The 19,103-nt window shown below is 32.8% G+C and carries 20 protein-coding genes; 18 read left to right on the top strand and 2 right to left on the bottom strand.

Annotated features, from left to right (window positions below):
* The first annotated feature begins 87 nt into the window (after positions 1–87).
* The 10 genes from CLOST_RS14175 (at position 88) to CLOST_RS12700 (ending at position 10,455) form a co-directional block, all read left to right on the top strand.
* Entirely contained in the window at positions 88–213 is a 126-nt protein-coding gene (locus CLOST_RS14175) for a hypothetical protein (protein WP_013362724.1), read from the top strand.
* A complete protein-coding gene (locus CLOST_RS12740; RefSeq protein ID WP_013362723.1) occupies positions 203–1,852 on the top strand; it encodes a recombinase family protein in 1,650 nt (549 codons plus the stop codon). Before CLOST_RS14175 ends, CLOST_RS12740 begins: the two co-directional genes overlap by 11 nt.
* A 179-nt stretch (positions 1,853–2,031) precedes the next feature.
* A complete protein-coding gene (locus CLOST_RS12735; RefSeq protein ID WP_013362722.1) occupies positions 2,032–3,804 on the top strand; it encodes a DUF6119 family protein in 1,773 nt (590 codons plus the stop codon).
* A 21-nt stretch (positions 3,805–3,825) separates the two neighbouring features.
* Positions 3,826–5,037, top strand: a complete 1,212-nt coding sequence (locus CLOST_RS13690; protein ID WP_013362721.1) for a protein NO VEIN domain-containing protein — start codon at positions 3,826–3,828, stop codon at positions 5,035–5,037.
* Between the two features lie 372 nt (positions 5,038–5,409).
* Positions 5,410–6,147, top strand: coding sequence for a helix-turn-helix domain-containing protein (locus tag CLOST_RS12725; protein ID WP_013362720.1), 738 nt, complete (start codon positions 5,410–5,412; stop codon positions 6,145–6,147).
* Positions 6,148–6,593: 446 nt separating this feature from the next.
* On the top strand, positions 6,594–6,839 hold the full coding sequence (locus tag CLOST_RS12720; RefSeq protein ID WP_013362719.1) for a hypothetical protein: 246 nt from the start codon (positions 6,594–6,596) through the stop codon (positions 6,837–6,839).
* A gap of 3 nt (positions 6,840–6,842) precedes the next feature.
* A complete protein-coding gene (locus CLOST_RS12715; protein WP_013362718.1) occupies positions 6,843–7,448 on the top strand; it encodes a Cap15 family cyclic dinucleotide receptor domain-containing protein in 606 nt (201 codons plus the stop codon).
* Positions 7,441–8,505 (top strand): nucleotidyltransferase-like protein, encoded by a 1,065-nt coding sequence (locus tag CLOST_RS12710; protein ID WP_013362717.1) that lies wholly within the window; start codon positions 7,441–7,443, stop codon positions 8,503–8,505. Before CLOST_RS12715 ends, CLOST_RS12710 begins: the two co-directional genes overlap by 8 nt.
* A 332-nt stretch (positions 8,506–8,837) precedes the next feature.
* On the top strand, positions 8,838–9,398 hold the full coding sequence (locus CLOST_RS12705) for a GNAT family N-acetyltransferase (RefSeq protein ID WP_013362716.1): 561 nt from the start codon (positions 8,838–8,840) through the stop codon (positions 9,396–9,398).
* Positions 9,399–9,450: 52 nt separating this feature from the next.
* A complete protein-coding gene (locus CLOST_RS12700) occupies positions 9,451–10,455 on the top strand; it encodes a Fic family protein (protein ID WP_041487230.1) in 1,005 nt (334 codons plus the stop codon).
* A 76-nt stretch (positions 10,456–10,531) separates the two neighbouring features.
* Here CLOST_RS12700 and CLOST_RS12695 read toward each other — a convergent pair whose 3' ends face one another.
* Complete coding sequence (locus tag CLOST_RS12695; protein ID WP_013362714.1) at positions 10,532–10,858, bottom strand: DUF1904 family protein; 327 nt, start codon at positions 10,856–10,858, stop codon at positions 10,532–10,534.
* A gap of 144 nt (positions 10,859–11,002) precedes the next feature.
* Here CLOST_RS12695 and recQ point away from each other — a divergent pair, with 144 nt between their 5' ends.
* The gene (gene recQ, locus CLOST_RS12690) at positions 11,003–12,805 is read left to right on the top strand and encodes a DNA helicase RecQ (protein WP_013362713.1); all 1,803 of its coding nucleotides are present in this window, start codon (positions 11,003–11,005) and stop codon (positions 12,803–12,805) included.
* A 30-nt stretch (positions 12,806–12,835) separates the two neighbouring features.
* Positions 12,836–13,801, top strand: a complete 966-nt coding sequence (locus CLOST_RS12685; protein ID WP_013362712.1) for a TIM barrel protein — start codon at positions 12,836–12,838, stop codon at positions 13,799–13,801.
* 325 nt (positions 13,802–14,126) lie between these two features.
* Here CLOST_RS12685 and CLOST_RS12675 read toward each other — a convergent pair whose 3' ends face one another.
* Positions 14,127–14,570, bottom strand: coding sequence for a hypothetical protein (locus CLOST_RS12675; protein WP_013362710.1), 444 nt, complete (start codon positions 14,568–14,570; stop codon positions 14,127–14,129).
* A 208-nt stretch (positions 14,571–14,778) separates the two neighbouring features.
* Between CLOST_RS12675 and CLOST_RS12670 the strand changes: the two genes are divergently transcribed.
* From CLOST_RS12670 to CLOST_RS12645, 6 genes are all read left to right on the top strand, one after another.
* Positions 14,779–15,126 (top strand): DUF805 domain-containing protein, encoded by a 348-nt coding sequence (locus tag CLOST_RS12670; RefSeq protein ID WP_013362709.1) that lies wholly within the window; start codon positions 14,779–14,781, stop codon positions 15,124–15,126.
* A gap of 20 nt (positions 15,127–15,146) precedes the next feature.
* Positions 15,147–16,064: a DNA-3-methyladenine glycosylase family protein gene (locus CLOST_RS12665; RefSeq protein ID WP_013362708.1), complete on the top strand. Its 918-nt coding sequence runs from the start codon at positions 15,147–15,149 to the stop codon at positions 16,062–16,064.
* Positions 16,048–17,163 (top strand): DUF3810 domain-containing protein, encoded by a 1,116-nt coding sequence (locus CLOST_RS12660; RefSeq protein WP_013362707.1) that lies wholly within the window; start codon positions 16,048–16,050, stop codon positions 17,161–17,163. Before CLOST_RS12665 ends, CLOST_RS12660 begins: the two co-directional genes overlap by 17 nt.
* Positions 17,164–17,187: 24 nt before the next feature.
* A complete protein-coding gene (locus CLOST_RS12655; RefSeq protein ID WP_013362706.1) occupies positions 17,188–17,712 on the top strand; it encodes a ClbS/DfsB family four-helix bundle protein in 525 nt (174 codons plus the stop codon).
* Between the two features lie 17 nt (positions 17,713–17,729).
* Positions 17,730–18,269, top strand: a complete 540-nt coding sequence (locus CLOST_RS12650; RefSeq protein ID WP_013362705.1) for a GNAT family N-acetyltransferase — start codon at positions 17,730–17,732, stop codon at positions 18,267–18,269.
* Positions 18,270–18,433: 164 nt separating this feature from the next.
* Positions 18,434–19,066: a TetR/AcrR family transcriptional regulator gene (locus tag CLOST_RS12645; RefSeq protein WP_013362704.1), complete on the top strand. Its 633-nt coding sequence runs from the start codon at positions 18,434–18,436 to the stop codon at positions 19,064–19,066.
* Positions 19,067–19,103 lie beyond the last annotated feature (37 nt).

Raw genomic sequence — 19,103 nt, 5'->3', positions numbered from 1 at the left:
AGGAGCAAATCCCCACAGCTAAATGGAACATGTAAGTTTTAAAATAGATATTATATTTAAGTACCTAATTGCCAATGGAGGTTTACAATGGTGGAACTATTTGAGGATAAAAACAAAGAATGTGACATTCTGTTTGATCTGCTTGTAGATTTGGTGGATCGTCAGATTAAAGATGAATATATGGCTGAGGAGGTCGATGACTATGGGGATTAAGACAGACGGATTGCTTGAAAATTTCTTAAAACAATATCGTGCAGGTGTTTATATACGGGTATCGACCCATGAACAAGCTGAACATGGATTTTCTTTAGAAGGTCAAGATGAGCATACTGAAAAGTATGCTGACCTTTTCAATATGGAGATTGTCGAAAAGTATATTGACAGCGGTATTAGCGGTAAGTCAATGGAGGCTAGACCAGCTCTCCAGCGCATGATCAGAGATGTTAAAGATGGAAAATTAGACAAAATAATAACATGGAAGGTCAGTCGTATTGCTAGAAACAATAGAGACTTGCTTAACTTGTTAAAGATACTCAATGACCATGAAGTGGCGTTGATCAGTATATCTGAGGGTATTGACACATCAAGCATGATGGGCAAAATGATGCTTCAATTCTTAGGCATCATGGCTGAATTCGAGAGATATACAATCATTGAGAACGTGAAAATGGGGATGGAGCGAAGAACAAAATTGGGACTGAAAAATGGCGGACGTATGTTAGGTTATCGTTCTGTCGGTGAAGGTCGTGAAAGCAAACTTGTTATTGATGAAAGAGAAGCTGAGATAGTTAGTTTGATTTTCAAACTCTACATATCGGGGAAAGGGTACAAAGCCATTGCCAATGATCTTAACAAGAAAGGGCATAAAACAGTTAAAGGAAACAACTTTTCGATCACAGCAGTAAAAGGCATACTGGAAAACCCGACTTACATTGGGAAAATAAGATACAACCAGTATGTTGATTACGCCAATAAACGACGAAAAGGAAAGAACGACGATGTGCTTCTTGTCGATGGTGTACATGAAGCCATAATTGATGAAATCACATGGAACCAAGCAAGATACATTCAGAGTAAAAAAACAAAGAATAGCACAAAGAATACGGGTAAATATCCACTAACAGGTATTCTTAGATGTCCAGAGTGCGGTTATGGCATGGTTGCGGCAGGCACAACAAATAAGTTGAAAGATGGAACAAGCAAACGAATACGCTATTACAGTTGTGGACAGTTTCATAATAAAGGGTCAGCAGTGTGTCACGCTAATTCAGTGAGGGCAGAATATGCAGAGGCTTATGTGTTTGAGCAAGTTAGCCAGTTCTTGAATAACGATGGACTGATTAAGAAGATTGTCAAGAAGCTGAACCATGATCGTAAAGCTGGAATCGCTCCAATGTTCAAGAAACGAGACCGAATTGAGCGAGAAATTTCAAAGGCTGCTGAACGAAAGAAAAAGGATATCTTGTTGTATGAAGACGGAATATTAAGCAAACAGGATATCATGGGAAGAATAGAAGCAGTTGACTCTGAAATTGAGTCAATGATTGGAGAGTTGGACGAAGTTAAACAAGAACTGGTGTTGTTTAATCACTGCGATGTTCCAGTCGAGCAGGTTCAAAATATATTTGCGAACCTAGCTGAACTTTTGGTTAGTGCAGATGCGATTGAGCGACAAAGATTACTCAAGCTTATTGTTGACAAAATTACGGTCAAGGACAAGAAAATCGAAAATATTCACATCGAATACAATCCTATCATCCAAGGAATGATGGATGAAATGAACGAAGAAGAAGGCGAGATTTCCACTATGGAGACCTCGCCTTCTTTTTATGAGTTTAGGGCTGTGATTTAATAGAATTAATGTACTTTGGTGAAGGTATCGTATTAATATGCCTTCGCTAAATGTTCTTTCAAATAATTGAAAAACATTACCTAAAGTGATAGATTAATGTTGATTTTAATTGATATAATGGAAATAATAGGACGTTGAAACTGAGCGAGAGATTTTACAAGTGTGATTGGAGGTTTATGATGAAAGAAAAAGCAATTTTGAGTGGCAAGTTCAGTATTTACAAAATCGATAATCAAAAAATTATTGAGCGATTTGATTTAGTCAAGAAGAATAGCCGAAAAATCAACGATATTAATTACTTGTACTTTAGAATGTATACATCTGTACTTGCCAGCATTCGATCACGTGAACCCATCGAACTTGAAGAATTTTCGTTTGATGATTTCAACGGTATTTACTTCAAGACAAGAAATGAACCGGATTGGAAACCGCTTATTGAACGCATGATCTCATCTGAAAAAGAACCTGAAAAAAAGGGTATTTCTGACTTCACTATTGAGAATATTAGCGTGTCATATTTAATGTTTTACACCTACGAAGGATCAATTTATGCTTTTACAGGAGGCTACGGTAGTACTTACATAAAGAATTTCATTGAACTATACTTTGGTCTTTACTTGGTGCCCAAGTTAGTTAAGAAGTCGAATCCAGTAGTTAAGAGGATTCTTGAAAACAGTATAACTGGGAATAGGGCATCAATTCAGTTTTCAAATAGAGATGTTACAAGTTTTCTTACAGAAGAGAACATGGGCAGTATTTATAAAGAAATGAACATTGAAATTGATAGTCAGTTGGCGAAAGAGTTAGGGATAAATTTCGGAGAAACTGAAAGTGTCGATAAAAAGATAACTCTGGGGAACAAAGATTCTATTGTAATAAACAGAACTTTAGGAATCAAGGAACTCAAAAGAGTTGTTCAGAAAATCAATAAAATTGAAGTAAGAAAGGATAATTTCGTTCTTAGCTATTTTATACCAGTCAGAAAAATTGGGATTAAGGAAAGCGACCTGACAGAGGAATTGATCAGGAATCATTTAATGAATAAGGATTTCGATTCTATTGCAATTGTTGGGGATGAATATGAAAAGTACTATTTCAATTCTTCAAAATTCATAGTTGAGTTAAGTGATGGGAGCATTCTTCTTGAGAGTACTGAACCGATTACGGTGAAGGAGGTTTTTGACGCAGTAGAAAAAAATCTCAAATTCAACTTGACTAAAGTAAGGGATGTTTTAAAGAAGGCAACTATTAGTACATATGATGAGGCAAATAACGAATCACTCTTTCCGATTCCTTTAATCAAAGTTATTCAAGGTCTTATCGATTATGCTGGTAAAACCTATTACTTGTTCAACGGTACTTGGTACATATTCAATGATAAGTATGTAGAAAACCTAGGTAAGCAGTTTAAAGAGTTGAATAAAATGATAGAGCCTCAAGTAGAGTCATTGAAGGTCAAGTTTAATTTGAATTTGGATAAGAAGATGAGTGAAGATCCATACAATAGACTGTTCATCGAAGATACTAATGAGTGTTTGATTTATGCTCACACAACAAATATGAGTAATATTGAGATTGCTGATCTGATTTTTTGGGATGAAGAAAACCTCTACTTAATGCACAATAAAACAAAATTCGATGGAGCAGGGGTCAGAGATTTGACAAATCAGATTTTGACATCATCTGAGTTTTTACAAAAGATGTTTATGAATGATCGAGTCAGTTTTCTAAATGACTATTATGCGAAGTTAAAAAGGAACAGTGAAATATCTGTGTCTGAGGAAGCGTTTAGAGAACTTTTTGATAAGAAGATCCATTACATTGCGGGATTTATCTATAATTACCGAACAAATACAAGATCGACTTATGGGAAGTATCTTATCTTTGATACTAATCAGAAACTTAGTCAAAGAGGTTATGGGTTGTTAGCAATGAATATTTATGATGAATAACATGAACGGAGTGGAATTGCCATGGATGTATTTGAACAGATTTTAGGACTATATATTGAGACAGATATACACTTGCATTATGAGGAGCGTTTAGACAAACTTGAGTTATTGAGAAGAGAATTTGTTGAGAAGTTCCCAATTAAGAATTTTCGACATATGAGTATTGATGATTATGTTGTAGGGAAGAAGAATGAAACTGGAGAAGAATCTTTTTGCTACTGGTTGGAAACAAGGCTGATGGAACTCGGAAAAATTAAAGGTGGTACAACTGCCGATAAAAAGTTTGGAGTTTATTATGGGTTCACCAAGTATGATAATCAGAAGAAGTATAGAACCATTAAGAAGTGGGATGGAGAACTTGATCCAAATAAAGCTTTCGATAGAATTAAGGATGAAATTCATCGATTAATCAAAGCTGGGCAAGCTAGGAATTATGATTTGATTGATGAAAACAAGATTTCACCAATGTTCAAAGGCAAAATATTAGCTACTTATTTCCCGAAAGATTATCTGACAATTTTCTCAGATAAACACTTGGACTATTTTCTTGAAGTATTGCCTATTAAGTATGATATTTCGAAACCAATTCGTATGATTGATAAACAGAGATTGTTACTGGACTTTAAAGACACTAATCTTATAATGGCTGACTGGAGTAATGATCAGTTTAGCAAGTTCTTATATACTGTCTATAATCCACGAAATAACATTGACCAAGAAAATAGGTCTCGCAAGCTTAATGTCGAGTTTATCGATTTTGAGTATCTTGGCAAGAAGAAGGCAAAGGTAAAAACGAATGCTGGAAAGCAAGATTTTGTTGAAATAGGCAAGAAAAATCAGAAAGTTGGACTCCTTGGGGAGCGGATTGTATATAGTAATGAGGTTAAAAAACTAAAAAGGATTGGAAGGACAGATTTAGCTACTAAAGTAGATCATGTTTCATTGAAAGATGATAGCCTGGGATATGACATCTTGTCATATGACCTAGATGGAACTGAAATTCATATAGAAGTGAAATCAACAACTGCACCACCGCGCGACATTCACTTCTATATTACTGATAATGAGTTGAGGAAAACATTAGGTAGTGAAAATCATTTCATTTATCTTGTATACAGTGTAAAGACACAATCGCCTAAGATACATGTTTTAGATAAAGCTACACTTACTGAGGAGAATTTAGAGCCTTTGAACTATCGAGTGAGACTGGATGCGAAGATGAAACAAGTCTAGAAAAACCTCATTCAAAACTAGTACGGTGAACCGTATCATAAGTAAAAACATACGAATTTTGAAAGCATTGAAAATAGAGGCTTTTAGAAATAAATTCGTATGTTTGACTCGTATGTTTTAACGTTGGTACGGTTGTTTTAAATAATAATCCTAAACTTTTAATTACTTTATCTAACTCACAGACTGTTGCTGTGAGTTTAATTTTAGTTAATTTATAATTATATAAAGATTAAATATATGAAATAGCAAAGGGATTGGTAAAGATTTTTTGTAAATATTACAGATGTATTTTAATGTGTTATTTACGTTTTGATGTAAAACGATTTACAAAATCAAACGCAAGTGCTATACTTAAAGTGGAGGAATAGAAACATGGAAATAAAATTACGTCTTAAAGAACTAGGTATCAAACTTTTGGAATTCGCAAAAGAATTAGATATCTCAAGGCCAACTCTAGACAATTATATTGCACTATACGAAAAAGGTGAAAATTTACCTTCTGAAAAATATCAAATCATCTTTGAAAGTCTGTTTGATGATGAAATTGAAACCAAAGAAGAATTTCAAGATGTATTAGACCGTTATCATCACCTAATACAACGAGATAAAATTTTAGGTGTTAAAGATTTAAGTGTTGAAAGAACAGATTTATTAAGCGATTTAATAGGCTTGATAACAAAGGATATTGAATCAGAAGACTATTGCAAAGATATATATGCATTTATCAATATGCTTGTGCGTAGTTACAAAGAGGTTCCAACGTATAGACGATTTTCGGATTATTTCCTTTATCTTAATGGGAAAAAGGATATTAACGATATTGTTGAAGAAGATAAAGCTTTTTATGGTAACTTTTATGATTTGATGAAAAAGGATACTGAAGATAGGTTGGTTGATGATTCTGGATTGTTTGATTTGTTCGAAAAAAGAGTTAATGAGATACTAATTAAGCAAAATGAACAAGAAGAAGATTTAACTGAGAAAGTAATGAAAGAAAAGTTTGATGAATTGGTAAGAAAAGCTATAAAGGACAAAATTAAGCAAGGTTATGATGTAAAAGACATTGACCCAGAAACATTGTTTGATTCAATTGATTTATCGAAAATCTAAATAGTGTTTTAGTAATAAAAACCATCGAAAAACACTATATGTTGTGTTTTGTAATATTAGATACACAATATGTTGACAAAGTGTTCGGGTTCATGTATCTTAATAGTAGGTAAGTCTGATGACTTAATATAAGAAGAAAAAGAAAAAAGCCCTTAACTGTTGGTAGCAGTTAGGACTTCCACAAGCCTGTTAGCTTGATTTCTCGCAACTTCATTCTAACAGAAACGTTAATTATACGCAACCTGAAACGTTTGTTCGGTTGTGGCTAGTTATTTGTGATATTCTTTGACTTCTGCCTAAATTTAAAACAAGGGGGAAGTTTTTTTATGAGTGGATTTGTCTGAATTTTGAATAATCTTTAAGTTGTCTATCAACAAACCTGGCTAAAGCCATGAATATACGTGGCTAAACCATCAACTACTGATTATTCAAAGGAGAATAAAATTATGAACAATAACAAGAAAACAAGTAACACAGTAAGTTCTTTAGCATCAAGCGTTTTAAAGGACAAAGATTCTTCAAATATTCAAAAGACATTAGCTGGTTCAGCATTATCTCAAGCTAATACAAAGAACCAAACAGGAAGTAAGATGGAAGATTTAGCTTCTAAGGTTCTTAAAAGTGATAAGTATAACGATACCACGAAGACATTAGCTGGCAGTATTTTAAGCCAGTCTAATAAGAAGAGGTAACCAATGCATAATTACGAAGTGAAAGGTCACCCGAAAGTAAAGGTGATAATTTTTATAACAATTTTCGCAGTTATGCTTTCTACATGGTTGAATCTATCGATTGATTTATTTGAGAAGATGATGGGCAGGCCTGTTTCAGTTACAGTTTCTACTGTAGCTGTTGCAGGTGCTTTATATTTTATATTTTCAAAATATGTTTGGAAGTGGGAACTGTTCAGAATAATATTTAAATATCCAGACTTCAATGGAAAATATTCAATTGTTGGTATGTCATTTAAAAATACAACTAATGAAAATTTTGAATGGGAAGGTATTTTATCGATTAAACAAGATTGGGATAAAATACTTATATCAATGAAGTCGAAAAATTCATCTTCTGAGTCAATTAGTGTAAATGGTTCTGTAGTGTATCATCCTATGAAGGGATATAAGTTGATATATTCATATGAGAATACACCTAATAATAATGTTGATGAACTTCATAAACATAACGGAACATGTGAATTCAGTTTTGAAGAGAATCTAATAAATGCAACTGGTAATTACTATAATGATGGCAAGAACCGTGAAAATTTTGGTAGTATGGAACTAAGGAGGATTAATGAGTAAAAATTATTCGAGTAGACTATCAGAACTTAGAAGTAGAAAAAATGATATACAGATTCTTCAAGAATGCTATGGATATAAAGGGTTTTCTTTAGATAGCTATAACCAATTTATTAAAATGGCTTCTGAGACAAATGATGTTCAAAACTATTTTATTGAAGCAATGGCTTCAGTGGATGAAATATACACCAAAAACACTTATAAAGAAGCTGAAAGAGTTAAGAATCAACTTGATAAAATTAAAACTGCATCACTTAACTTTGAATATGAGTATCAGGGTTCAGTTTCTAATAATACTCATATCAAAGCCCATAGTGACATTGATGTATTAGTTATCATTGATAAATTTGTTACTTTGCAGCATCCATTAGTACCAGCAAATCCTTATAAAGGTAATCCAATTAATGACTTGTTGGAGTTGAGGTATACAAGTGAAAAGCATTTGATATCTGCTTTTCCACAAGCAGACGTTGACTGTAGCGGTGCTAAAGCTATAGGCTTATCAGGTGGTTCTTTAAGAAGAAAAGTCGATGTAGTTCCATCAAACTGGTATGATACAGTTGAATATGATAGAACTAAACAAATGCATTACAGAGGTATTTATGTCTTAGACAAATATAAAAAAGAAAGAATACTAAACACTCCTTTTTATCATAACTATCTATTAGATGTTAAAGATATAAATACAGCTGGAAATTTTAAAAGAGTCGTAAGACTTTTGAAAACCTTAAAAGCTGATTCTGATAATGACATCAAACTTAGTAGCTACGACATTGTTGCAATTGCTTATCATATGGAAACATCTAAATATGTTACAGGTGATAAGTATATCCGTCTTTTAAAGAATGTTTACAGTTATTTAAACGATTTGGCTTCAATGTCTTCAGAACTAAGAAATAGTATTGATGTTCCAGATAAAAGTCGTAAGATTTTTAATGAATCTGGTAAATATATTGGCTTAATATTATTAAAAGACGAAATTGAAGAATTATTAAAATCATTAGTTTCGTCATATGGTTTAAGCGATTATTCAATTGAATATAAATCTATAGCGGTTTAGTAATTTGAGGGTTGCATTGCAATCCTCTTTTGTATCTAAACAAGATATTTAAAATGGTGTGATAGTTGTTAATATGTTGAACAGAATTTCTAGCCAATAGCCAAGAGGGACGGTTCTTTTTGATTTTTTCAAATATGGTAAAACAATAAGATACATTGGTACTCTTAACTCTTCTATAAGTGATTTAGGAATCAGGCATCTTCATTTTGATAAAGAGAGTATTTATATTTTCTGTGGTTATAATATAATTATCTAAATGAATAATGTTCAAATATAGGAAAAAAGTGTTCATAATAATTATAATGTTCTTTTGGATAAAAGGAGAGAAGCTTATGTATACTATTAAACCACTAAGTCCAGAGCTAGCAACAACATTCACTGAATATCTTGAAAATCTTGATTTTGGAGAGCCTCATTGGTCTAGTTGCTTTTGTAGATTTTACCATACAGACTTCTCTGCTGAGCAATGGAGTAAAAGAACTGGAGCACAAAATCGTCTTGAAGCAATAGAGCAAATAAAGGCTGGCAAGATGAAAGGCTACCTAGCTTTTGATGGAGAGAAATGTATTGGATGGTGTAATGCAAACAACGCAAGTGAGTACATAAGGCTTCATCAGTATATAGAAAATATGATAAAAGGCAAGAAAATAGGCTGTGTTATTTGTTTTGTGATTCATCAAGAGTATAGGAATCAAGGGGTTGCGAGACTTTTACTTAAGCAAGCTGTAGATGACTTTAAATCACAAGGATTTGAGGCAGTTTTAGCGCTTCCAGTAGAGGCTAGTGATGAACCAGAAAAGTTATATAGAGGTACTGTAAATATGTACAAAGAGCTGGGGTTTAAAGAGATAGAAAGACATGATACTGTGAGCGTGATGTGGCTGGAATTTTAGGAATTTCTAATAAGTCATATGAGTGAAAATTAGAGCACAAAGTGAGGTAAAAATGAGAGATAAAGCTTATGTTCCGCCATATACACTAACGGATAAGACTGTAAATTTAGTTTCTGCAATTACAGAAATTATAACTCAAATTAACATAAGTGATAGTATGAATAACAATCCAAGACTTAGAAGGGACAATCGTATACGTACGATTCATGCTTCATTGGCCATTGAAAATAATTCCTTATCTTTGGATCAGGTTACAGACATCATAAATGGGAAGCGAATTCTAGGAGCTCCAGATGAAATATGCGAAGTAAAGAATGCTTATGAGGCATATAAGCAGTTACTGGAAATGAATCCATATTCAGTTAAAGATATGTTATTAGCTCATAAAATTTTGATGAATGAATTAACAAAAGAAGCAGGAACATTTCGAAGTGGTGGGGTAGGTATATTTGCTGGAGAACAATTGGTTCATATGGCTCCACCTGCAAATCAAGTACCAAATCTTATAAAAGAGTTAGTAGATTGGGCAAAAAAAGCTGAGGTGCATCCTTTAGTAAAGAGTTGTGTATTTCATTATGAATTTGAATTTATTCATCCATTTGCAGATGGTAATGGTCGAATGGGACGAATGTGGCAGACGTTATTGTTGTATAAATGGAAGTCGCTATTTGGTTGGTTACCAATAGAAACATTAATAAAGGAAAGGCAAGATGAGTATTACAAAGTACTTGGAGAATGTGACCATAGTGCTGACTCAGGAAGATTTATTGAATTTTTATTACAAGCTATATATGATGCTTTATGTGAAATTGTAGACACCGAACAAGTTGGGGAACAAGTTACCGAACAAGTTGAAAAGCTATTAGAAATTATAGGGGATAAAGAGTATTCTACAAAAGAACTTATGGAATCACTTGAGTTAAAGCATAGACCTACATTTAGAGATAATTATCTATTACCTGCGTTAGAATTAGGTTATATTGAGATGACTATACCAGATAAGCCTAGGAGCAGTAAACAAAGATATAGGAAAGTTAGGAGCAATAAGTTTAAATAGTTTAATTAAAAATTTAAAAGCCTATATAAGATTAACACTTATATAGGCTTTTTGTATGAAGAAGTTTTGAACTTATTTAATAATGCTCACCACTTTCATAGTATTTTTCTTTATCAAGATGATAAAAAATAACGTCTACACTGCTATATCCAGCAGAATTTACATGCTGTGTTATTAGTTTTGCAGCCGTATCTTGGGCAGCTTGCCCTCTATCAAACCAATAAACCTCTACTGTAGGATGTCCATCTACAAATTCTCCATCTAAGATGAATTTAGATTGAGATAGCTCTATGCTAAAGTAATCTCTAGGGCACTCTAGAAGCTTTTCAAGGTCGTCTATTAGGATTTTGCTAAAAGCACAGGCTTTATTTTCATCGATTGATTTAAGTATTAATGCTGGCATAATTTTCACTCCTTACTCATTTTCTAGTAGTTTATTATAGCAGTTATAAAACTTAAAATAAATATCACTAGGGAAAATAGAGAGTATTAATGTACAATTATAAGTAGCATAAAGTTTAGTAGAGCTAAAAAGTGAGGTAAGGATATGGACTTACAAAATATTTTAAAAACCTATTTTGGCTATGACGAGTTTAGAAATGGTCAAGACAAATTGATAGAAAGTATAATCGAAGGAAGAGATGCTCTAGGGATTATGCCCACTGGTGGAGGAAAATCTATCTGCTATCAGCTTCCTGCTATAGCACTTGATGGAATTACTATAGTTATATCTCCGCTTATATCTCTTATGAAGGATCAAGTGGATTCATTAAATGAACTAGGGATAAATGCGGCATTTATAAATAGCACTCTTGATAACGGCGAGTTTTTGCAGATATTAGAAGGTATACGAGCTAATAGCTACAAGATAGTTTATGTTGCGCCTGAAAGATTAAATACTGATTCTTTTATAAATCTAGTTAAAGATATAAGGATATCTCTTGTGGCAGTTGATGAGGCTCACTGTATCAGTCAGTGGGGGCATGATTTTAGGCCGAGCTATCTTGAAATTCCTAGGTTTATTAATTCTTTAAAGCAAAGACCAGCAGTAGCAGCATTTACGGCGACTGCAACCAAAGAAATCATTAAGGAAATTAAGCGTCTTATAGGGCTGAGAAATCCTATAGAGGTCACTACTGGTTTTGATAGACCAAATCTCTATTATCAGGTGCTAAAAGTCAGCAATAAATCTAAATTTTTAATTGAGTATCTAAATGAAAATTTTAAAACTGAGTCTGGGATAGTTTACTGCGCCACGAGAAAGTCAGTTGAGTCACTGGTTAAGATTTTAAATGATAAGGGGTTTTCGGCAGTGGGGTATCATGGAGGAATGAACTCAGAGGAACGTCAAAATAATCAAGACGAGTTTATACTTGGAAATAAAAGACTTATAGTTGCAACCAATGCTTTTGGTATGGGAATAGATAAGCCAGATGTTAGATTTGTAATCCACTACAACATGCCTAAAAATATGGAAGCCTATTACCAAGAGGCAGGAAGAGCAGGACGTGACGGAGAAAAAAGCGATTGTATTTTACTGTATTCTGCTTCAGATATAGTAAAGCAAAAGCTCATGATTCAAAACGATGATATAGACCCTAAAAGGCAAGAGATGCTGTACAAAAATTTGCAGTACCTAGTTAATTACTGCAATACAAATGAATGTCTTAGAAATCAAATACTAAATTATTTTGATGAGGATTCTGCAAATGGTAAGTGCAAAAACTGCAGTAACTGTATAGATAGCTCGGAAATGATAGATATTACTCTAGAAGCTCAGAAAATACTTTCTTGCATATACAGGGTGAACCAAAGATATGGAGCCAACATGGTGATACAGGTGCTTAGAGGGTCAAAAAATAAAAAGGTATTAGAAGCTAGACTAGATAATGTATCCACCTATGGAATAATGAAAGAGTACAGTGATAGTGCTATCAGTGAGATAATCATGACACTGGTATCAAGTGGATATATTCATATGACTCATGATAAATACCCAGTGTTAAAATTAACCAGCAAATCTGCAGATGTACTGAGCGGAAAAACTAAGCTTCATCATAAAAAACATTTATTGCAAAAGAAAGATGAAAAAGAGAAAGCTAGTAAATCTGTAAAAGGTGGAAATATAGATTTTGATATAGAGCTATTTGAAAAGCTAAAGCAATATAGATATAAGATAGCCCAAGAAAAAGGGCTACCTCCATATGTTATTTTTCACGATATAGCGTTAAAAGAAATGGCGGCCTATCTGCCAGTGAATAAAGAGTCCTTTTTAGAAATAAAGGGCGTAGGTGAGAAGAAGTATGAAAATTATGGTGAAGGATTTATTGATATAATTAAGGGATATTAAGTTGAAAATTTTTGATAATGAGGATAGTATATGAAAAAGCTAATTAACCTTGCAAACTTTACTCAGACTATAGATAAATTTAACGAAGGAAAAGAAAGCATAGAGGATTTCTTAAAGCAGCATAATATAGATGCAGTAGAGCTTATGCTTTATGAAGAAGATATAAAAGTAAGCAAAGAGATAGTTCATGGACTTCATCTTAGAACCTGGTCATACTGGATGGATTTTTGGAAGGGAAATCATGAAGCCTTGCTCCATAATCTTATTTCAAAAGAAAATATACATGAGTTATATAATGGATCGAGTTCAAAAGCTCTTGTGGATTGGTACAAAAAAGAGTTCGAAATTGCTAAATCACTTAATGTAAGGTATATGGTGATGCATATAGCAGATATGGATATTCATGATATTTACACAGGGGATTATAGGCATACTGATGAAGAGATTGTAAGCTGTGCTGTTGATTTAATTAATCAGGCTTTTACGAAAGGCAGCGACATATTACTTCTTTTTGAGAATATGTGGGGACCTGGGATTAGGTTTGATAAACCAGATTTGATGAGACAAATTTATGAAAAGGTAAACTATAAAAACAAAGGATTTTTATTTGATTTATCTCACTTTGCTTTATCACAGGGCGATGTTTTTTCCTTGGATGAGCTTAAATCATCTATTAATACAGCGCTTAAACAAATGGGAGAGCTAAGAAAATATATTTATGGAATGCATGTATCGGCATGCAGTTTAGGAAATAGCGTAGAAAAAATGAGGGAAGGCTTTGACTATAAATCTCCACTACTATCGAGCTCCTTAGAAGACAGATACATTCATAATTTGACTACAGTAGGTAAGCTTGATATGCATAGACCTTTTGAGGATGAACTATTAAAGGACATCATAGATATTATTTCACCTGAATTTATAGTGTATGAATTTTTGTATCAGTCTAAAGATACGTTATCTGACTGGATTAAGACTCAAAATTCCTATTTATAAAAAAATACTCATCTTCTAAATTATGATTTAGATTGAATAATATGTTTGAGAATCTTTGAAAATATGAACATGAGTATCAATCCAGAAATAACTTGAATGTCTACTGTATCGGGATTAATAAGGGTATTTTTTATAAATATAAAGTATGGTATAAAGACTAGAATTAAAACTAAGAGTATTTTTGAGGTTAAATTAATTAATTTAGAAATTCTCATTAGTCAAAATCTCCTTTATACAAATAAGAGTAAAGCTTATAGCGAAAAATCAATAAAACTCACTGATTTCTCGCTATAAGCCTTCTATTCAATTAAGTTTAGAAAGATAATTAATTTGAAAGAGATTTCTCTCTGAAGTTTTTAAACTCAGTTTTTAGAGTTTCAACATTAGCTTGAGGATTTAAGCTTTTTTGCCATGAGATATAATATGATAATATTTCATCTTCATATTTTTCCCAATCCTCTTGACTGATTTTCAAGTATACACTCATACCTACTTGTGATTGCTGTTCCGGTGTAGCTTCTTCCACACTTTTTGTTTCAATAATTTTGATGACTTCATCAGATAAAGCTACTCCTGCATCAGCGTTTTTCCTTGCTCCTTGAACACCTATGAAAACGCCACCAGCTACAAGAAGCAATGATAAAAATAAAACTAAAAAGCCTTTTTTAGGATTTCCTTTTTTAAAGTAAAGGTACCCAAATAACATCCAAATTGCTACGATAAATCCTACTGTGCCGATTACGGCTAATACAGTGCCGAAATTTTCCATATGATGCTCCTCAATTAATGTGTCATTTTCGTTTCATTCTAACATAATAAACTATTTACTTCAAATATATAGCTTCAAAAAAGTATTTGTGTGTATAGAGATAGAGAACATCATATAATAAATTGTTAGTAAATTGTTAATTATTTGATAATAGAATAAGGTATTATTATTTTAGCGTTAAAAAATATAATAATCAGGGGGTATTTACATGGAAGAGATAGTGAAGTTTTTTAATTTTAAGGGAAGGATTAATAGAGGGCCGTATTTTATGTATAGTTTATTATTAGGGTCTATAAATTTGGGGTTATCTATGCTTGAATTTTATGACAATTTAGTACTTTTGTATATTATGGAAGTTATAAGTATTATTTTGTTGATAGCTAATCTATCACTTACTGCTAAACGTTTTCATGATCTTGATCGCCCAGGCTGGCACATATTATTAGGGATAATACCAATCTATAATGTTTATTTATGTTTTATATTATTGTTTAAAAAAGGGACAGATGGAGAAAATCAATATGGAAGTAATCCAATTGTTTTAAATGCAGCATAGATTTTTTAAAGGAGAGTTAAATGAACTGGAAAAATCACGATTCTTATATAGAATTATATCCACCAAAGGAATTTGATTTTAAGCAGTGTCTAGATTTTTTGGCTAGGAATGTTCAAGAAATGTTGCACAAAATCAAAGATGGATATTTGATTAAACTTTTAAAAATAGATGAGGAAATGATTTTATGTAAGATAGAGGCTGAGCATACGGTTATAAAGGTTGAATTTCTATCAGGGAAGCCTTCATATGAAGGAAGAGAAGCGATTGCGAAGTATATCTGGGAATGGTTTGATTTAGACCAGAATTTAGAAGAGTTTTATAATATAGCTAGTGAGGACAAACTATTAAGCCCACTGGTTAAAAGATATTATGGGCTTCGAATTGTTGGAATGCCTGATTTGTTTGAATCTCTAGTGTGGGCAATTATAGGCCAGCAAATTAATCTAAACTTTGCCTATACTCTTAAAAAGCGTTTTGTAAAGGCTTTTGGAGAAAGTATAATTTTTGAAAATGAAACTTACTGGGTTTTCCCATCATATGATAAAATAGCTCAAATTGAAGTCGAGGAGTTAAGAAACCATCAGTTTACAACTCGAAAAGCAGAATATATTATTGGAATAGCAAAAGCTATGACAACCAATGAAATTTCAAAAGAAGCCTTACTCAATCAGCATGACTTTGAGAAAATAAAGCAATCACTAATGGTATTGAGAGGGGTAGGCGCATGGTCAGCAGATTATGTACTTATGAAATGTTTCCATGACAATTCTTCATATCCTGTAGGAGATGTAGGTCTTCAAAATGCATTTAAAAGCAATTTAGGATTAGATAGAAAGCCTACAGCTGAGGAAATGTATGAATATGCTAAAGCTTGGAAAGGGTGGGAGGCTTATGCTACCTTTTATCTATGGAGGTCGTTAAGTGATAAAACCACTTAAATGTAATTATAAAAAGTACAAAAGGAATTTTAAAATACCTATCTCGCTTTATTTTATTTTCTTTGCGATACTGACTTTCTTTTTAGGAACTATACTTGAAGCTAGGTCAGATTTATTAGAGAAATATTATTCACTTGGAATAAATAAATGGACAATTCAAGGCATAAGTAGCCTAACAGGACTTTTGCCTTTTTCGCTAGGGGAAATAATATATGTCTCTCATCTTATAGCTTTGCCGATTATAGCTTTTCTATTAATTTGGAAATTATTTAAAGGAGATTTCTTTAATTTTTTAGGAAAGCTTTTGATATATGTTTCATCAGTATATATTTTATTTATGTTTTTATGGGGTTTTAATTATAGCAGAATTTCTATAGCTGAGATGATGAATTTAGAAGTATCAATGTACTCTAAGACGGATTTGTATTATTTGAGCTTAGATTTAACAGAGAAAGCTAATGAGCTTAGTAATTTGGCAAAGAAAAGTGAAGCTAAAAATGTAAATGTTTCACGTGAATATTTAGATATATTTTCAAGGGCAAATGATGGGTTTGAAGTTGTAGGAACAGATATTAAAGCCCTTTCAGGAGGCTATGGTAAGCCAAAATCAATAGCACTTTCACGCCCTATGCTATACACAAATATAACTGGTATGTATTTTCCTTTTACGGCTGAAGCAAATGTGAATACTCAGATACCAATGCTACTACTGCCAGCTACTACTCTTCATGAGATGGCTCACCAAAGAGGGATAGCTCCAGAAGATGAGGCGAATTTTACAGCATATTTTGTAGGGATACATCATCCGGATTACGATTTTCAGTATTCATCTACAGTGCTAGCACTGATTCACACCATGAATGCTCTTTCTAAAGAAGATTATGAAATGGCTAAACAAGTACAGGTTTTATACTCAGAAAATCTCAGAAAAGATTTAGAAGATTACTCTAGGTTCTGGGAAAAGTATGAGGGGACAACCTCAGAAGTAGCTGAAAAAGTAAATGACACTTATTTAAAAAGCAATAGACAAGTAGATGGAGTAAAGAGCTATGGAAGAATGGTGGATTTATTATTGGCTTATCATAAACAAGTAAATTAGAATAAATTTCGGGAGAGAGAATTTATGCAGCAGTATGATAATAAAGAACAATTAATCGCAGAAATACTAAAGAGAGCCAAGCTTTTCATAGATGAATTTGATGGTATATCTGATGATGATAAACACAAAATGATAGAAGGTATAGATAAAACTCCCATGCAGATGATTGCTTATCAACTAGGCTGGATGAATTTAATCATGAGCTGGGATAAAGATGAAAAAGAAGGAATCGAAGTGGTTACTCCATCTCCAGAATATAAATGGAATAAACTCGGAGGACTATACGAGAGCTTTTATGATACATATAAATCATATTCTTTGAATGAATTAAAGGAGTTATTTATATGCTCTGTTAATGAGATTGTGGATTGGATTAAAGGCTTTTCAAATGAAGAACTATTTAATCAAGATGTAAGAAAGTGGGCTTCATCCACACCATCAAAATGGCCAATTTGGAAGTGGATTCACGTCAATACAGTTGCGCCTTTTAAGAGTTTCAGAACAAAAATTAGAAAATGGAAAAAAGCAGCTTTAAAAATAGGTTTGTAAAACGGAGGTAGTAGGTTTTGACAAATATAGATTATAGAGAACTAAAAATTTCTGACATAGATATCCAGCTGTTTTCAGGTTTTGATAGATATCAAGATGTTAAAAAGTGTTGGCGTAAAGAAGATGGGAAATGGGTTTTAAAAGACATTGCTTTCGTGGAGCAATGGAGCATTGACGAATATGAATTTTTAGTTAAATGCCTGCAAAACACTGTAAAGCAAGGGGGAGCGGTATTTGGAGCTTTTGATGGGGATATGCTTGCAGGATTTGCTTCTTTAGAAAATGATTTTTGGGGAAGCGGGGGTCAGTATCTTCAGCTTTCCAGTATTCATATATCTTCTAATCAGAGAGGAAAGGGAGTAGGGAAAAAACTATTTTCTATAATTTGTGAGAAGGCTAAAGAACGTGGAGCTAAGAAGCTATATATATCTGCACATTCATCTGAGGAGACTCAGGCATTTTATAAAGCACTGGGATGCATCGAAGCGAAAGAATATAATGAAGATTTAGTCGAAAAAGAACCATGTGATTGTCAGCTAGAGTTTAGTTTGATTTAGAAATATAGAATTTTCAATTATATATAGGTCACTTTATCTTACTGGGATATTGTGTCACAACAAATAAAGACATCTGTTAAATCAGATAGTCTTTTTTGTTGACAGTTTTTTGTAAAAAGAGTAATATTAATTCTATAGACCGATGGTCGATAAGGAGAAAAATTATGAAAACTGTTAAAGATGCTGAGCTTAGAAGACAAGAAATTCTAATGACAGCAAGGGAATTATTTATAAAAAAAGGATATGACAAAACCTCAGTCAATGATATTTTAAAGGTTGTAGATATAGCTAAAGGTACTTTTTACTATTATTTTTCTTCAAAAGAAGAGGTGCTTGAAGCTATCATTATAGATATAGTTGAAGAAGGTGCCACAAAAGCAAGAAGAATTTTAAATGAACAGTCGATACCTTTACTAAATCGCATAATGATGGCTATGATGGCACAAAAACCAGATTTTGAAGGCTCAGAAGAAATCAAAGAAGAGCTTCATAAGGTTGAGAATGTAAAGCTTCATAGGATATATCTAAGAGAGATGATTAAGAAAATGACTCCTATTTTAGAACCTCTTATGCTAGAAGGGATAGATCAGGGGATTTTTAGCATAGAATATCCTACAGAGTGTATAGAATCTATTTTGCTCCTAGGCCATATGATGTTTGATGACAGTGATGTATTTGAATGGACTAGTGACGAGTTTCCAAAGAAAATCCAAGCTTTTTTAAGCAATATGGAAAGACTTTTGGGAACGAAAAAAGGTGAGCTTGAAATATTAATACAAATGTTTGGACAGCTATAGCAGATGGAAAAGCATTTGTTTTTTTTAATCATCAATA

The sequence above is a fragment of the Acetoanaerobium sticklandii genome (assembly GCF_000196455.1).
Lineage (GTDB): Bacteria > Bacillota > Clostridia > Peptostreptococcales > Filifactoraceae > Acetoanaerobium > Acetoanaerobium sticklandii.
The sequence above is the reverse complement of the archived record's forward strand: the minus strand, read 5'-3'. Positions and strand labels throughout refer to the sequence as shown.

Bases quoted from the DNA above. Each gene is read 5' to 3' on its own strand.
- CLOST_RS14175 (WP_013362724.1), top strand. From the start codon at position 88: ATGGTGGAACTATTTGAGGATAAAAACAAAGAATGTGACATTCTGTTT.
- CLOST_RS12740 (WP_013362723.1), top strand. From the start codon at position 203: ATGGGGATTAAGACAGACGGATTGCTTGAAAATTTCTTAAAACAATAT.
- CLOST_RS12735 (WP_013362722.1), top strand. From the start codon at position 2,032: ATGAAAGAAAAAGCAATTTTGAGTGGCAAGTTCAGTATTTACAAAATC.
- CLOST_RS13690 (WP_013362721.1), top strand. From the start codon at position 3,826: ATGGATGTATTTGAACAGATTTTAGGACTATATATTGAGACAGATATA.
- CLOST_RS12725 (WP_013362720.1), top strand. From the start codon at position 5,410: ATGGAAATAAAATTACGTCTTAAAGAACTAGGTATCAAACTTTTGGAA.
- CLOST_RS12720 (WP_013362719.1), top strand. From the start codon at position 6,594: ATGAACAATAACAAGAAAACAAGTAACACAGTAAGTTCTTTAGCATCA.
- CLOST_RS12715 (WP_013362718.1), top strand. From the start codon at position 6,843: ATGCATAATTACGAAGTGAAAGGTCACCCGAAAGTAAAGGTGATAATT.
- CLOST_RS12710 (WP_013362717.1), top strand. From the start codon at position 7,441: ATGAGTAAAAATTATTCGAGTAGACTATCAGAACTTAGAAGTAGAAAA.
- CLOST_RS12705 (WP_013362716.1), top strand. From the start codon at position 8,838: ATGTATACTATTAAACCACTAAGTCCAGAGCTAGCAACAACATTCACT.
- CLOST_RS12700 (WP_041487230.1), top strand. From the start codon at position 9,451: ATGAGAGATAAAGCTTATGTTCCGCCATATACACTAACGGATAAGACT.
- CLOST_RS12695 (WP_013362714.1), bottom strand. From the start codon at position 10,858: ATGCCAGCATTAATACTTAAATCAATCGATGAAAATAAAGCCTGTGCT.
- recQ (WP_013362713.1), top strand. From the start codon at position 11,003: ATGGACTTACAAAATATTTTAAAAACCTATTTTGGCTATGACGAGTTT.
- CLOST_RS12685 (WP_013362712.1), top strand. From the start codon at position 12,836: ATGAAAAAGCTAATTAACCTTGCAAACTTTACTCAGACTATAGATAAA.
- CLOST_RS12675 (WP_013362710.1), bottom strand. From the start codon at position 14,570: ATGGAAAATTTCGGCACTGTATTAGCCGTAATCGGCACAGTAGGATTT.
- CLOST_RS12670 (WP_013362709.1), top strand. From the start codon at position 14,779: ATGGAAGAGATAGTGAAGTTTTTTAATTTTAAGGGAAGGATTAATAGA.
- CLOST_RS12665 (WP_013362708.1), top strand. From the start codon at position 15,147: ATGAACTGGAAAAATCACGATTCTTATATAGAATTATATCCACCAAAG.
- CLOST_RS12655 (WP_013362706.1), top strand. From the start codon at position 17,188: ATGCAGCAGTATGATAATAAAGAACAATTAATCGCAGAAATACTAAAG.
- CLOST_RS12645 (WP_013362704.1), top strand. From the start codon at position 18,434: ATGAAAACTGTTAAAGATGCTGAGCTTAGAAGACAAGAAATTCTAATG.